This window comes from Cupriavidus sp. CP313 (assembly GCF_054072015.1).
In genome coordinates this window covers 1-15,655 of sequence record NZ_JBSVZB010000046.1, presented here as the reverse complement: position 1 = coordinate 15,655, position 15,655 = coordinate 1, and the positions used below count along the sequence as shown (strand labels likewise).

The following is a 15,655-nucleotide window of genomic DNA, read 5'->3' as shown; positions in this document are numbered from 1 at the left end:
AGCAACTTCCCCAGCCCCGTTCCACATCCGGCCATGCGACGCATTGTTATTCGCTTTCTGTTCTCCCTCGTTTCCGTGTCGGCCATGCTGGCCGCGCCCCTGCTTCATGCTCAAGACTATCCAGTCAAGCCGGTCACGATCGTTGTGCCATATCCGCCAGGTGGCGGAGCTGACATCCTGGCGCGCACCCTGGGACAAAGCCTTGGCTCCATGTGGGGCCAGCCCGTTGTAGTCGACAACCGGGCCGGTGCAGGCGGCTCGATTGGCACCGCCTTTGTTGCCAAGGCGCCAGCCGATGGCTACACGCTGCTCATGGCATCTCCAAGCCATGCAATCAATGGCTCGCTCTACAAGAGGCTCCCGTTCGATGCGTTGAAGAGCTTTTCCCCCGTCGTCGAAGTCGCATCTGGTCCGCTGGTATTGGTGGTTTCCGCGCGTGGGCCGATCGGCAGCCTCAAGGACTTCGTTCAAAAGGCACGCGCCAAGCCGGGCAGCATCACTTTCGCTTCTGCCGGGATTGGCAGTTCGCCTCACCTGGCAGGCGAACTCTTCAACAACCTCGCCAAGACGAAGATGCTCCATGTCGCGTACAAGGGCACCTCTCCGGCGCTGACGGATGTCCTTGCAGGTCAAGTAGAGGCGATGTTCGCGCCCTTACCCACGGCGATGCCATATCTGAAGAGTGGAGCACTGAAGGCGCTAGCGGTGACGACCAGCAAACGCTTTGGTGCGCTGCCCGGGGTTCCCGCTGTCTCCGAGGAGCTACCGGGATACGAAGTGCTCCAGTGGTGGGGCTTGGCCGCACCAGCCGGTACACCTGCTCCGGTTATCGCGAAGATCCAGGCAGGTGTTGCCAAGACGCTGCATAGCCCAGAAGTGCAAGAGCGCTTGACGGCCATCGGCGCAGAACCCAATGGGCAACCCTCCTCGGCGTTTGCCAAGCTGATTGCCAGTGAAGTCGAGAAATGGGCGCAAGTCGTCAAGACAGCCAACGTACAACCGGAATGAAAGTATGAACATCACCAGCCAACTTGCCGATTTCGTCGCCAGCACGCCAACTGAGCAGATCCCGAGTAGCGTGCGTCACCATGCGGTTCGGACCCTTGTCAACTGGTGCGCATGTGCACTAGCGGGGGCCCGCGATCCCGCCGTGGACACAGCGTTGAATGCCATTCGTTCGTTCGCCGGTCCCGCGCAGGCCAGCATACTAGGTCGCCCCGAGCGACTCGATGTTCTGCACGCCGCTCTCATAAACGGCATCAGTTCGCACGTTCTCGATTTCGACGACACGCACCTGGCAACATTGGTTCATCCCAGCGGACCCGTATTGTCAGCGCTGCTCGCACTGTCACAGTATCGGCCCACGCGCGGCACCGATTTCGTCGATGCCCTCGTGCTAGGCATCGAGACAGAATGCAGGATTGCGCTTGGACTTGGGCGCTCACACTATGACACGGGCTGGCACGTAACGAGCACCGCCGGTGTGTGTGGTGCCGCGGCAGCGGCCGGGAGGCTACTCGGGCTAGATCAACGGCACATGGCCTGGGCGCTTGGCATTGCAGCAACGCAGGCCGCTGGCTTGCGAGAAATGTTCGGATCCATGTGCAAGAGCCTCCATGCCGGAAAGGCCGCTCAAAACGGGCTCGGCGCCGCGCTGATGGCGCAGGCCGGCTTTACCAGCTCAGAACGCATTCTTGAAGCGCCGCGTGGCATGTTAAGCGTTATGTCCGTGAAGTCAGACGCAGAACGCATTCTAGAAGGGATTGGCTCCAGTTGGGAAACGACTGCAAACACGTTCAAGCCATACGCCTGCGGCTTGGTGATCCATCCCGTCATTGATGCCTGCCGCGCCCTCGTCGCGGCGGATCATCCCGACAGCGACACAATTGCCGAAGTTTCCCTTCAAGTACATCCGCTTGTGCTGGAGCTCACTGGCAAGCCACGGCCAGCCAGCGGCCTGGAGGCGAAGTTCAGTGTCTTCCATTGTGCCGCGGCAACATTGCTTGATGGAAACAGCCTCCTCTCCCATTTCTCTGATGCCTATGTAAGGAATCCAGAGGTGGCCGCATTGCGCGATCGTGTGGTTGCTGAGGTCCGCTCTGATTTCCGCAAGGACGAGGCTCGCGTGGTGCTGACTCTGAATGATGGCAGCCGCAGAGAGATCCATGTCGAGCATGCACTAGGAAGCCTCGAGCGTCCCATGACGGAGAACGAGCTCTCCAGCAAGTTTCGCCAATTGGCCGAAGGTGTGCTCGCGGCCGACCGGGTCGACGCGGCGCTGCAGCGTTGCTGGGGCGTGGATAGCCCGGCGCCGGCTGCTGAAATTGCCGTTGCGCTCACCCCGCATAGCATTGCGTAAGAGGCCGGGCATGGAAGATAACCTACTTATGAGCCTGATGGCGGCTGCGCGGTGGCGCGGGGACTGCATCGACGAACGACGCGCGGCGGAACTGGCTGCGGACCTCCGTCGGATCGTCGGTCACGCGCGGGAGGCAGCCGAGGGTAACGATTTCAATGCGGAGCCCTACCAGTTTGCAACCGTGCTGGCGGACCTGGCAGGCCAACGTGAGGGGCGGCAATGAGCCACGGAGATGAATTGTTGAACATGGGCCTTTGCGAGGCTGCGAAGATGATCCTCGCTCGCGAGATTTCATCCGAGGAACTGACGCGCGCTGCCCTGACCCGCGCGCGGCACGTCCAGTCCGTTACAAACTGCTTCCTTTCGATTGAGGAAGAACCTGCAATCGAAGCAGCTCGAAAAGCCGACGCCGCGCTCGCTCGGGGGGAATCCCTGGGCCTGCTTCATGGCGTACCTCTGGCACACAAGGACATGTTCTATCGTGCTGGCCAGGTGACCACCGGCGGGAGCCGCCTCTTGTCAGAATTCCGACCTGAGGCCACTGCAACGGTGGTGGAGCGGCTGGGAAGCGCCGGCGCGATCTGGCTTGGCACTTTGCACATGTCGGAATTCGCAGCCAATCCAACCGGCCAAAACGAGTCGTTCGGTGACTGCCACAACGCGTGGGATCGCGCGCGGATCAGTGGCGGCTCGTCCAGCGGTTCCGGGGTGGCGGTCGCGTCGCGAGCCTGCTTCGGCTCGTTGGGATCAGACACGGGCGGCTCGGTCCGCTTGCCTGCTGCGCTCAATGGTGTCGTGGGGCTGCGCCCCACCTATGGACGCGTCAGCCGGCACGGGATCCTACCTCGCACCTGGAGCATGGATACTGTCGGCCCTATTGCGAGGACGGCTGCAGACTGTGCGCGTCTGCTGGCAGTGATCGCCGGAGCAGACGCCCGAGACGCCACTTGCAGCAGCGCCAGCGTCCCCGATTACGAGCGCGAACTCACGGGGGATATTGCCGGATTGCGCGTTGCTGTTCCTGTTAACTACTTCTATGACGACGCCGGCCCGGACGTTCGGCAGTGCATGGAAGAGAGCCTGCGGGTACTGGCGGCCCTCGGTGCGGAAATCGTCGAGGTGGATGTCCCGGATCCCGGCAAGCTCTATCATCTGGGAAACCTCATCAGTCAGGTCGAGGCGGCCGCCATTCACTCCAAACTGCTGCGCCAGTTTCCCGACGAGTACCCTCTCGTGTTGAAGACACGCATGGAGTCCGGCTTCTACGTTTCTGCGGTCGACTACCTGTCAGCACTGTCGTCACGCTCCCGCCTGGCCGCCGAGTTTGTGGAGACCGTGCTGAGCCGTGCCGATGTCCTGCACACACCTGTCGTGAACATGACAGCTCCGGACATCAAGGCCGCGACGCCGAAAAGCTCCGGCGACGTGCTTCCGTTGCTTGCGCGCACGGCTCGAAACACTCGGCCTTTCAGTACGATCGGCATGCCCGCCGTTTCCGTGCCGGGAGGCTTCTCATCCGACGGCTTGCCGATTGGCTTTCAACTGGTGGGACGCCCGTTATCCGAAGCACTGCTTCTGCGTGCAGCCGATGCCTACCAGCGCGTGACAGGCTGGCATCTGAGCGCCCCGGCGGTCTGACATCATCAAGTCCAATGCGCCTGCGAAGACTGGTTCTTGTTCTTGGCATGGATGCAATGTCCGCGGCAGACGGATCAGCGCTGCTGGCCTGCCCGGCGATGCACTCGCGACTCAGCAGTTTCCGCGCCTATGAGCGCCAGCCTGACTCCACGATATGTCTTCGAAAATACTTTGAGTGAGGATACTCAAATGGAATACCCGTCCGTTGCTTTGACTGAGCGCCAATTGGCGCAGGCAGGCAGACTGAACACCCAACTGAACGCATTGATATCCATCCGGCGGGAACATGCCATTGCCGATGCGCGTCGTGCCGATCTGGCGCTGGCGCGCGGATCCAGTCTCGGCCTACTGCACGGGATTACGTTCACGATCAAGGACAACATCGACATTGCAGGAGAGCCGACGAGCGCGGGTGCCAGCTTTCTCGCCGGAAATATTGCCGTTGCCGATGCGCCCGTGGTTGCACGGCTCCGACGTGCAGGGGCCGTGATTATTGGAAAGGCAAATATGGCGGAGTTGGCCTTCGGATCGCGCTCCTACAGCCCTGTGGGAGGCCAGTGCAGGAACCCCTGGAATCCTGAATACATTCCGGGGGGATCCAGCGGTGGATCCGCTGTAAGCGTGGCGACGGACATGTGCATCGGGTCACTGGGAACCGATACTGGCGGTTCGGTGCGCCACCCGGCTGCGGCTACCGGCGTATCCGGGCTCCGTCCCACCGTGGGGCGCGTACCCACTCGCGGAGTCATCCCGGTCGACCGGCACAGCGATACAGTCGGCCCTCTCGCTCGCAGCGTGACCGATGTCGCTCGCATCTTCGCGGTCATCGCCGGCTTCGATGCCGACGACCCGGGATCGATCGACATGCCCCTGAGCAATTTCCTACCCTCAATCCAGGACGGCATTGCTGGCCGACGCATCGGCATTCCGCGCAATCATTACTTTGAGAATGTCGAATACGAGATCGCCGAAGCGGTGATGGCCGCGGCGCGGCGTCTCGAGGAAGCCGGCGCTGTATTGGTGGACATTGAGGTCCCGATGGTCTCGGAAGCACACGTGCATCAGAGCCGCGCATCGCTTGCCGGGATTGCCAGCGTGCACTTCGAACGGATGATGGCGGAGCCACAGACAATTACAGCGGCCCTGCTCGAGCGTATGAGGCATGGCTTAAATGTAACTGGTGTGGAATACGCGGAAGCCATGACTTTCGCATCGAGATTCCGTGCTGCCTTAAGAGCGTTATTTTCGCACGTGGATCTTCTCCTTTCGCCCACCGTGCGTACATCGCCAGCGTTGATCGAAGACGGCGCCAGTTTGCTGAACGCGACGAACGCTACCACCCTTAACACCTATCCCGGAAGTCTGGCGGGGATTCCGGGCTTGTCGATCCCTTGTGGCTTCACGTCGGCCGGATTGCCGATCGGGCTGCAGTTGGAAGGGCCCTGGTGGCATGAACCGCTGCTATTTCAGGCGGGCGTTACCTTCCAGCAGGCTACCGATTTCCACTTGCATCGACCGCCGTTGTCCTGATGGCGCATTACCGGGTATCTCGGACGGTGTGCGTCCAAGTTATGTAAACGATGGGAGTTTCAATAAATGTCTAAGCCTCAAGTTATCCGCCGTTTATGCGTTATCCTCGCGCTGGCGGTTCCAATCTCCATATCCATGGCCCAGCCGACCGCACCAGTATTCAAGGCGACGCGGCCGATCAGACTGGTGGTGCCATTTCCCCCAGGAGGTGGAGGTGATATTGCCGGCCGGATCGCGGCACAAGCGGTCGCAGATCGCTTCGGACAGCCGGTCATTGTGGACAACAAGACCGGAGCCGGCGGAGCTATTGGATCAGAATTCGCGGCACGCTCGGCCCCGGATGGGTATACATTGCTGTTGGCCAGCTCCGATACCCACTCCATATACCCGAACGTTCACCCCGGTCACAAGTTCCGTGCGTCGGAATTTAAAGGTGTGACACCAGTTGCGAAGCAGGCCTTCGTTCTGGTTGGCAGACCAGGCCTGGCGGCTAAATCGGTAGCGGAGCTGATTGCACTGGCAAGAAGTCGACAGCTAAGCTACTCGAGCTGGGGCCCAGGCAGTAGCGCACATCTGGCCATGGCGGCATTCGCGCAAGCCGCAAAGGTCCCCGAGTTCTTACATGTTCCCTATCAGGGTGCCGCTCCCGCGGCGCAGGCTGTCATCAGCGGCCAAGTGGATCTCGCAGTGCTTCCGATGCCGCTAGCGAAAGCGCAAGACAAACTGATTCGCTTAGGGGTGCTTTCTGCCGAACGCAGCAGGCATATGCCGGATATCCCAACACTTCGCGAGCAGAAGGTCGATCTTGTTTCTGAAATTTGGGTCGGCCTGCTCGCCCCTCCGGGCACCCCCTCACCTGTCGTGGACGCGTTAGCTCAGGGCTTCATGCCGGCGCTATCGTCACCTGCAATACAGAAGGCCTTGGACGACAGTGGAATGACTGCCTTCGTCTTGCCGCCTGCTGCATTTCAGCAATACCTCGCTACGGAGAGCGCAAAGTGGGCGCAAATCGCCAAGGCGGCAAAAATCCAGCTCGACTGAGGAACCGTTCGCCTTCGTCGTCCACCTCTCGCCCCTCGACGGCGACGAGTGTATGAGGCGCTGCGCCTCGGGGTGTTGCGCCACGCGCCTGCAAGTGGCGCAACGTCGCGGACTTGCACGGTTTGTAGGGCGGCAGGCGGAGCTGGACCAGTTGCACCGGGCGTTGGAACAGGCGAAGGCGGTGGACTGGGCCAGATCGTTGCCGTGGTCGGCGAGGCTGGGGTGGGCAAGTCACGTCTGTTCTACGAGTTCAAGGCAGTCTCGCAGCGAGGCTGCACGGCACTGGAGACGTTCTCGGTCTTGCACGGCAAGTCCTTTGCCAATCTGCCGCTGATCGCGAGGTGAAGAACTATTCCAGATCCATGACCAGGATGATGAACGGAAGCGCCGTGACAAGGTCGCTGGCAGGATGCTGATGCTGGACCGCACGCTCGAAGACCTTCTGCCCTACCTACTCTATTTGCTTGGGATCCGCGAAGCCGGTTCGGCGTTGCCGAACAAATCAGGCGCCAGCGTACCTTTGACGCGATCACGCGGCTGTTTGTGCGCGAAAGCGCCAATCAGCCGCTTGTCTCGTGTTCGAGGACCTGCAATGGCTGGACGGCGAAACCGCAAGGCTGAGGCCAAGGAGCTGCTGACCGCCCTGCTTTGCGACCATCCCTCACTCAGGGCCTGGTCAGCCTGGCCGAGCGTGCCAACGACCCGGAGCGCGCTCAAAGACATTTGAGCATTAGTAAACCATTCGCGAGATGAGAGCGTGCAAAAGAGCGCCAGCCGCGGAACCCGGCGCGAAACGACAGCGCGGCAGGGTGAAGCCAAGTGCCGACAGCGGTCGTGCGCTGTCCCCTGCACCGGGCCCGGGCTTCGCCATCATACAGCCAGCAAAAGTGCACGTAGTCCGGCTAATTCCGGGTTCCTACAGTTAGGCTGCCACGCCAGTCCAGCTAATTCCGAAATTCCAGTCCAGCAAAAGCGCACGTAGTCCAACTAATACCGGTTTCCTACAGCACTGATGCTGAAGCAACGCCTCGCGTACGTGCGCAGCCTGCGGAGATCTGGAAGCCGGGGAATTGCTGCGCGGGGAAGCCCTGCGTGGCCAGGCGCTAGACTTGGCCAAGGGTGGTCCCTGAGCCCGTGCGGCGCGCGGCCAATGCGGCGGCCGACATTTCGCCCCGGCGTGCTGCCGAACCAGTTCAAGGCGTTCCTCGCGAATGCGTCGAACGACTGCGCGAGACCGATGCGAAACAGCGCCGAACGGCTGGCTGCCCCCAGCGCGCATTGGTGCGATACAACCACGTTAGCCATGCGCTCGCCAGGGTGCGCGTGCGGTCGTGCAGCAGAGCGCCGTGTAGCCACAGCCAATCGAATGCACCTGACGCCGGGCGCCGGGAGCCCAATGCCTTGGCGCCTTCAGCCAACAGCTCGATCTCGCCGCCCTGCCGACGGCTGGCGTGGCGGGCCGGCGCCTCCGGCCGTGTCGCAGGGCCGTGGGCCCATTGCAGGTCCCCGCAGCCTTTCGGATACTGCCCGTGGGCAGCTCACAATGGTTGCCCGATTTCTTCTTGGACGTTCACGGCTCTCTGCTACCGGTCGAGAGCCGCCTTTTATGCGCCCGGCACCAAGAAGCGTTGACCGTCCACACTGCGCCCATCGTCGAGTGTTTTCCGTTGACGGTCTACCGCTCTGTGCTGCGCCCACCTAGGCGCTGGGAAATTCCCCGCCGCCCACTGTCCTGGGTAATAGGTCGGGGCCGCCGCCCAGGCACAATAAGGCGCGTGCGGCCGATCATTCCTGCGGAATGAGGAAACGCTCGGGTCGCTTGCCCAGCCACGTCGGTGCCCGGCCACGGCCCGACCAGGTTTTGCCGGTCTTGGGGTCCATGTACTTCGGCGGCAGCGGCGCTTTTTCTGCCGAAGCGGAAACGGTACGGGCGGGCCGCCCCCGGCGGCGCTGCGGCGCAATATCTTCCGGCGACAGCCCATACTGAGCCATCAATTCGCGAATACGGTTGATGACGCTTGCGACTTCGGTGGTGCGGGCCTCTTCGATTTGGGCCTCCAATGCCTGCTTCTGCGCCAACAGTTCTTGATACGTTGCCATTTCTCCGTCTCCAGTCTTAGGTAACGATTGACTTATACGCATTCCAAAGTCGGCCTGCAAGGTCTTTGTCCTCTAGCAGTTAGAGTTTGCCGATAAACGCGTGGGGCGATTAAATTTGAAGAATAGCTAGTCATAGCGTATCGCCTGGATTTTGGCTCAAAAACTCCGGCGCAATGAAGCAACCTTAATTTCAATATACGACTTGTCCTGCACCAAGCTCCCTCCCCCCACGCAGAAATGGGTACGCGCGACGGCTTGGAAGCACACCAGGAGGTTCCATCGGGCGATGGGCATGCGCGTCGCCCTTTCCCGAGGCAAGACGGCGCACAGCGAAAGCCCCCTAAAAGCTGAAATGGACCCCCTGTTTGGCACAAGACGAAAAAGCTCGACGCGCGCAGGGCTCCGTTAAGCCGATAGTTGATTGGTGGGCCTCCCGTGAGTCGAACACGGCACCAACGGAAATGAGTCCGCTGCTCTAACCAGGCATGAGCTAGAGGCCCAATTGGAAGGGGGAAGCCATCAGCACAAACTCGTCGGCCTCAGCTTTCCTCAGCAGTGCTCCCTTCTTGCATCAATCGGCTGGCTGGGGATATCGCGTTACCAGCCGACGCGAGAATCACGCCGACGCTTCAGGCGACGCTACAGCCGGAACTACCTTCTTCGCCGAAGTCCTTTTCTTCGTCACGGATTTCACTGCTGCCGTCTTCGGGGCGGCTTTCGCGGCGACCTTGGCCTTAGTATCGGGAGCGGCCTTTTTCGCGGCCGCTTTCGGTGCAGCAGCTTTATTTCGCGTCGCCTTCTTGGCGCCTGCCGCCTCAGCCTTCTTCACCGCGAGCTTGTCCTTTGCGGCTTGCTTTTCAAAGCGAGCCGCGGTCTTTGCGGCTTCCATGGACTGGGCGACCTCGCGCTTAGCCGCTTCAATTGCCTTCTTCGTTTCGGCGCGCAGCTTCAGCAAGCGCTTCTTCGCTGCCTGTGCCTCACGGGCAAGCACGCTGGCCTTCTTCGTTGGCACGGCCACCTTCTTTGCGGCCGGTTTGTTCTTGGCAGGCGCACTTACCCGTGTCGTTCTAGTTGCTGCGACCATGTTGGCTATTCATCGTTGTGAGTGAAGCGCGGAGTATAACCGCACGAGTGGCTCATCTAATAGAAGACAGTCTTTTGTTTATCTTTGCGACGCGTCGCAGAAGCACAGATGCAGGCAAGCGACGCAGGCCTATGTTCATCGCTGGCGAGCTAGGCTCGATCACTCGAATCCGCCATGCGACAACCGGACAGCCCACAATGGCTCGATACCTTGAAGCAGCAATATCGCAGCGTCGGCGATCTGCAATACCGAAACAGATGCTAGCCGTGGAGGACTGAAGCCATGGCAACGTGCGGAAATGTCCCAAATATTCCGTCAGGCAGAACAGATGTCCGGAAGGAAGCGAAACGGGCGGCGCACGATAAGGCACCGTTATCGTGCCCTATCGCCGGGTCCCGGCAACGCCGGCCTCACGTTCTTCCAGGCCCCGCGCGCTGGGCGCAACTGCTGACTAGGGATAGCGGAAGCGCAACGGCAGTAGCCTGCCAGGAGCCGACCCTCGGATCTTTGCCTATAACCGGTCATATGCGTTGGCGGCTAGGGTCGCCGCCCCAACGAGCCATCAGTTCGCCATGGCACTTGATCTTGTTTTCAGAGCGTTGTGACGTTGGCTGTGGTCGTCAGCGCATAGAGCTGCTTCTGCAACGAGGCCTCTTGTTGCCAAGCCTTGGCGCTGGCGGCCCACCGCAGGGTGATATTGCCGCGTGTGGCAGCACACCCATCGGGCGCCGGATAGCGCTTGTTCGCCCAGTACTTGCCCTGGAGCACCCAATTCTGACGAGGGCCATCTTCGCCCAGCAGCTCAAGCAGCGCGCATCCCTCATGGTCATAACCGAACTCGTCTCTCGCTGCTCCCGCCACGTTGCCGTAGACAATCACGAGCTCAACGTGATTCGATGCCGCGTTTCTTCTAACGGTGCAAGCGACAGTCTTCTCGTTGCTGATGATGGCCCCGTTGTCTTCCTGCCGCGTGCTCTGGTAGAACAGTCGGGCGAACTGGCGCTCGATGATGACGACGTTGTGATGAATCCGACCGAACGTGACCGATTCAAGTGTGGCGCTCCACGCTCCCGACAGATCGGGCACCTCCAGCAGGCTGGCGGAGATCCTCCATCGCCACAGCCAGCTCTCGAACAACCAGCGGAAAGCAAAAAACACAGTCAGCGCAAAACCGGCAATGGTCCAGAAGAACTCGAGCCATCCGAATGTTGTCCCCCGCGGAAGCTCAAGCAGATGCCCTTCGCGTAACGCCCAGAACCACAGGGCGGTCGCGACCCCCGCCACCGTTGTGGACACAGTGTTGTAGGCATCTTCCTTGACGACGGACATAACCATAATCTCACCTCGATATGGTTTCGATCTCCGACTCGAACCGTCGTTTGGACGAAAGGTCTCCGGGAAGTCCCGGGAAGCCGGTCTCGGGGAGCTGCCCGTTGGCCATGACCTCGTCGCAGCATCTCTGCACTAGTTCGTCGGCACTGGAATGCCAATCGACCGCGCGATCAAGCCGATCCTTGAGCAAAGCGAGCAACTGGTCCGGGCTGATTTGCCTTCCGGCGATCTCCGGCCACACTTTCAACGGCTGGGCCAAGAACTTATCAACGTTACCTTCGATGTCCTTGGTGAAGCAATCCTCAAAGTTGCACCTGAGCCTTTCGACGGCGGGCCCCTTTTCGCCGAACCCATAGAAAAACAGCATCTTGCCGGCGGCTGCAGCAAATGCTGCCTCGGCCAGTGTTCCTCGGCTGCCGCCGAACACGACAAGAACGTCTGGCGTCACCCCGTTGATGAGGTTGCGCAGGTAGTGAGCGAGACCGGTTTGCAGCAGCAGGCCGTTCGGGGTGGGTCGATTCCATTCGACGCGGGAACCTTGTCGCGACTTCGAACGCGGGAGGATGCCAACAAAGCGCGCAGTCGTATTGGGAGTTGAGACGGCGCGGGCACCCTCAATGACGGCGTTTTTTACCTCGCCGTCGGTGTCGTCACCGCCGCCAGTCAGCACGATACAGCCGGCGCGCGCCGCTGCGGCGCCGAATGCGAGTGCACAGCACTTCTGCCCATCGCCGCCGATCGCACCTAGAACAATGCGACGCTGAACCACTTCGAGCTCCTCAAGAGGCCGGCACAGTGAGCGATCGAGTCTTCCGGTCTTCGAGGAAGATTCCGCTTGGAGCGTGGCGCAGCACACGCGCAAGCTTCTCGGCGGCAAGGCGACATCTAGTGTCGCAACCTTCTGCCACCGATCGATTTCCGCGCCTCATTCTCGCGCACGCAGTTGCTCCTGTCCGCAATGCTTACCATAGGATAGGAGCCGCTCAGCAACCAAGCTAGTGATGCAACGGCCCTGTTCGCCGAATGCCGCGCCGTGTTGTGGCTCCGCCCCAGCAGCGAGGGCGAGCAAGGCATTGGCAAGTCGGCGGCGGGTGGTCGCGATTGGTGTCGTCATGCAAGCTCCCCTCCCGGCCTTATCGCTGAGCAGGCAAACGTTTGTATGTTAATGTCACGTCGTGTTTATAGGCGCCGACGGTGATCTTGCACATCATTCGGTTTGGGGAGCCGGCGGCTGGAGGTGTCCCGGAGGCCTGGCATGGTTCGCCTCAAGCGCAGGCCAGAGAAGCCGTGCGTGCTGGCGCGACCCGATGTGGGACCAAGTTACGAGCGTCCGCTTCCGAGTGTCTTGACTGACCGCTCAGGGTTGGGAAAAGCCGCTCGGACGGCGGCCGAGAACCCTTTCCATCTGCGGGGTCGCCCCTAACCCGACATCCGATGCGTGACGCGTGTCACCGGGGGCATGCCGTAGGAGGCGGCTCCGGCTTGCTGCACAGATGGTGCACTATGTCTAGACTTTACGTCGGCTCCTAATTCCTATTCGGCATGCGCTCCCTCGTTTCGCCATCCTGCCCCTCGAGTCGCACCTGGCTGTGCGCTGTGATGTCTTGTGGCTTGACGAAACGTTGATCAGGAAGGGCTTCAAGGTGCAATAGCTTGGGCCACAATACGGTGTTCCGACCACCACGGAACTCGCCACTTCAGCGAAGCAGCTAGGTTCTTGGCATCGAACGACCCAACGGCTTGCAACTCGGATACGGACTGACTTTGCGGCCCAATTCATTGCACCTTCCATAGTCGCCGCCATAGTCCATAATTTCGTGATCGTGAAATTACCATCTGCCGAGTTGCCGCATGCCAGGGCCCCTGCCATCTGCGGGGCAATCTGCAAGAGTTTTCATAAGGGTTTATACTTAACTTCGTCTCCTCCCTTTCTCGTAAGGGATTCGTGCCCGCCCTTGAAGCGGGCTTTCTTTTGCCTGCTGTCCAAGTCGCTCGTCCTGCTCAAGCGCCAGGCGCTGCCTGGCCGGGCCGCGCAGGGTGCATCGCGCTCGCATTCCTGCAGGGAGGCTTCTTGCCAACGCGGCAGCAAAGCGGTAGGTCACCCTCGCGTATGCGACTGCGAATTTGGGTCATCCAAGCGGCGACGAAGCAAGCCAAAAATCATCAGCGCTTGCTTCCAAAAGTGGACAGCCCGCCAGCGTCACGCGAGCCGCGTGAACTGCCGGACTGATCAGGCATTGTCCGAACTCAAGACTCCCTATAACGAGCACGTGGCTGCTCGTCAGCATCCGCAGTGTCCGCGGAACTGTGTCGGTTGTGAGGGCGCTTGTGCATCGTCTCGCAGCGGATCAACATCATGGCCGCGGGCTCCTCATCAGCGCCGGCTATGCCGGCTTCCGCGGCGCTGCGCAGATATTGCCGGGAGACGATGGCGACGATCACAATGACGGCGCCGACGCTGAAGGCACGGGCCGCAAATTGAAGGTATCGTGCCATGGAAATCGCACCGGATAGCAGGAGGTGATTTGGTAGCGAGACTACACGAGGATGTCACAAGACGGTGCTACGCCGTTGCAGGATTGACACGGCCTCCGTTTCGCCGCGGCGGGGCGGAGAGCGCGTTGTGTGACACCACATTGCGGTGCTAACGAAAATGTCCCCAAAAGCGGTCGCGCCCCTCCCGAGCGGCCACTACTGGGCCACGCCCCATGCGCCCTTTCCGCTAGACGGTCCGAATGGCCATGATGAGTCTTCTCTGGCGCCCACTGCGCCAGTGACGGCAAATGGGTGACCTTTTATAAGAACGGTGAAGAAGTATGGGCGTGCAATGCCGTGTATGCCGCCGCCCATTTCGACTTTGCTCCGGTTGCCAGCGCCTGCTCGACTGCCGGCTGAGGTGCGGACGGATCCGGCAGGCCGCTAAGATCCCTCCCGCCTCCAACATACATCCGAGCAATTTTTTTCCCTGATCGGGCGTTGTGTCAAATGCCCGCAGAACACTCTCAAAACATGGGGCCAACCCGTGATCTCTTCCGGACCCACTGCGGCATCAATCCCCAGCTTGAGCCAGAAGAGGTGGCCAATCTGCCCGGTGCTGTGCCCAACGCCGCCGGCAATCAGAGATATATGCTCATTCCCCCTCCAGTGCGCCAGCCGGCACGACGCGAACTCGGGCCATCACATCGAGATCATGGTTGCCCCTGTCAGCACCATCAAGATCGCCACGACAAACCGCATCACCGATGGCGACACCGATGATGACGCTTTCAGGTCAAGCGCGTGGCGATATGGACCACCGGCACGGAGAGCGCGCTGAGCTGCAGCGCCCGCGGCGACATGCCAATGGAAACCACCGCCAACACCCGCCGTACCCCCGCATTCCTGGCGAGCGTCACCCGGAATGCCCGGCGGACGACATCGGTCGGCAGGTCAGCGCCTTGGAGTCAGGAAACCCGGCCTCGGCCAGTGCTCGGTCAACTCCCTGCGCAGCCGCTCATCCGAACAATGCCAGGTAACAGCCGAGCCGGCTAAAGGGATATTTGCCCAAGGCGGCACAGACAGGGGCAAATCCCCTCTCGGTCTCATCATGCCGCAGACATTCTGACTTCCCTCGCTCGGCCCGCCAGCCCTGCTCGGTCCTCCTCCACCGCTAACTTGGAAAGCCGGCATGCGGCCGGCATCAGGCGCGACAACGCGACGGTGCTCGTCCGGGCCGCGCGAATTTCCCGATAACCAACGTTATCCAGCCGAGACGCGCCCATCGTATTGCCCGAAAATGACGGCGTTCCTGACTTCCCCTTGCTGCCTGGTCTGACCTCTCGCCGCGCACGGCACGGCGGCGGAGTGCGCTCTCGAGGGGAGGCCGCGCGACGACACGCGCGGTTCCGTGCGTCGATCGCGGTCCGCAATGCGAGCGATCCGTGGGGCTGCAAAACACCGCCGACATGACGCAGGCACTTCGCGCAATGGAGAAGGAAGGCATCAAGGTCGACAAGGACGACATCGGCTTCCTCAGCCCATATCTCATCAGCAGCATCAAGCGCTTTGGCGACTACAAGCTGAGCCTTGAGCGGGTTCCGGAGGCCTGGATCATACGGTACGCCACGGCGGCTCGAGTTCGCGAAGCGCGTCTAGCACCGTCGGACGAAACGCGCACGTCGCCTCGACCATCGCGATACCGGCTGCAGAATCCTTTCGATGCACAGTTCCCCCTTTTTTTCGCCGACCCAGACCACACGTTCGACGGCAAGGCATTTGCCAAGCGACGTCGAGCGCCCAGTCCACTTTCCAGGTCTTGCGCAGCCGATAGCCTTCCCGGCAGCCCAGCGGGGCCAGCGTATCGGGTTTTCCCCAGCTGCCCCGAAAGGTCAAATAGGTGCCCCGGATTGTCAGCGAGCCCTGCACCATTAGCCGATACCTTTTGCTCCGGAGCACGATTCTTTGTTGGCGGCGCAAGCGACATGCACCGCTAGCCGACGAGTTCACTATCAGGAGGAAGACATGCAATTTCTAGACGATTCCCTGCACCCCGAGAACATGGACAAGGTGGCCATCACGGTGGCCCCCTACGG

General features: G+C 61.0%; 12 protein-coding genes, 1 tRNA gene and 1 pseudogene. 8 read left to right on the top strand and 6 right to left on the bottom strand.

The genetic code is table 11. The annotated features are described in order from the left end of the window. The first annotated feature begins 33 nt into the window (after positions 1-33). From ACW4E8_RS37130 to ACW4E8_RS37100, 7 genes and pseudogenes are all read left to right on the top strand, one after another. A complete protein-coding gene (locus tag ACW4E8_RS37130) occupies positions 34-1,008 on the top strand; it encodes a tripartite tricarboxylate transporter substrate binding protein (protein ID WP_456809045.1) in 975 nt (324 codons plus the stop codon). 4 nt (positions 1,009-1,012) lie between these two features. Next, positions 1,013-2,359, top strand: a complete 1,347-nt coding sequence (locus ACW4E8_RS37125) for an MmgE/PrpD family protein (RefSeq protein WP_456809044.1) — start codon at positions 1,013-1,015, stop codon at positions 2,357-2,359. 10 nt (positions 2,360-2,369) lie between these two features. Beyond that, a complete protein-coding gene (locus ACW4E8_RS37120) occupies positions 2,370-2,582 on the top strand; it encodes a hypothetical protein (protein WP_456809043.1) in 213 nt (70 codons plus the stop codon). Positions 2,583-2,605: 23 nt separating this feature from the next. Beyond that, positions 2,606-3,997: an amidase gene (locus tag ACW4E8_RS37115; RefSeq protein ID WP_456809066.1), complete on the top strand. Its 1,392-nt coding sequence runs from the start codon at positions 2,606-2,608 to the stop codon at positions 3,995-3,997. 129 nt (positions 3,998-4,126) lie between these two features. After that, positions 4,127-5,527, top strand: coding sequence for an amidase (locus tag ACW4E8_RS37110; RefSeq protein ID WP_456809042.1), 1,401 nt, complete (start codon positions 4,127-4,129; stop codon positions 5,525-5,527). A 66-nt stretch (positions 5,528-5,593) separates the two neighbouring features. Then, positions 5,594-6,568: a Bug family tripartite tricarboxylate transporter substrate binding protein gene (locus ACW4E8_RS37105; protein WP_456809041.1), complete on the top strand. Its 975-nt coding sequence runs from the start codon at positions 5,594-5,596 to the stop codon at positions 6,566-6,568. Positions 6,569-6,601: 33 nt separating this feature from the next. After that, a pseudogene (locus ACW4E8_RS37100) lies at positions 6,602-7,179 on the top strand (AAA family ATPase); the annotation flags it as partial. Positions 7,180-8,353: 1,174 nt separating this feature from the next. Here ACW4E8_RS37100 and ACW4E8_RS37095 read toward each other — a convergent pair. From ACW4E8_RS37095 to ACW4E8_RS37070, 6 genes are all read right to left on the bottom strand, one after another. Beyond that, positions 8,354-8,668 (bottom strand): H-NS histone family protein, encoded by a 315-nt coding sequence (locus ACW4E8_RS37095; RefSeq protein ID WP_456809040.1) that lies wholly within the window; start codon positions 8,666-8,668, stop codon positions 8,354-8,356. Positions 8,669-9,090: 422 nt separating this feature from the next. After that, a tRNA-OTHER gene (locus tag ACW4E8_RS37090) sits at positions 9,091-9,168 on the bottom strand. 116 nt (positions 9,169-9,284) lie between these two features. Further along, complete coding sequence (locus ACW4E8_RS37085; RefSeq protein ID WP_456809039.1) at positions 9,285-9,752, bottom strand: fumarate hydratase; 468 nt, start codon at positions 9,750-9,752, stop codon at positions 9,285-9,287. Positions 9,753-10,343: 591 nt separating this feature from the next. Then, positions 10,344-11,081: a hypothetical protein gene (locus ACW4E8_RS37080; RefSeq protein ID WP_456809038.1), complete on the bottom strand. Its 738-nt coding sequence runs from the start codon at positions 11,079-11,081 to the stop codon at positions 10,344-10,346. A gap of 10 nt (positions 11,082-11,091) precedes the next feature. After that, the gene (locus tag ACW4E8_RS37075; RefSeq protein WP_456809037.1) at positions 11,092-11,853 is read right to left on the bottom strand and encodes an SLOG cluster 4 domain-containing protein; all 762 of its coding nucleotides are present in this window, start codon (positions 11,851-11,853) and stop codon (positions 11,092-11,094) included. Between the two features lie 1,478 nt (positions 11,854-13,331). Beyond that, a complete protein-coding gene (locus tag ACW4E8_RS37070; RefSeq protein ID WP_456809036.1) occupies positions 13,332-13,580 on the bottom strand; it encodes a hypothetical protein in 249 nt (82 codons plus the stop codon). 1,424 nt (positions 13,581-15,004) lie between these two features. Here ACW4E8_RS37070 and ACW4E8_RS37065 point away from each other — a divergent pair. Then, positions 15,005-15,556: a Tn3 family transposase gene (locus tag ACW4E8_RS37065; RefSeq protein WP_456809035.1), complete on the top strand. Its 552-nt coding sequence runs from the start codon at positions 15,005-15,007 to the stop codon at positions 15,554-15,556. Positions 15,557-15,655 lie beyond the last annotated feature (99 nt).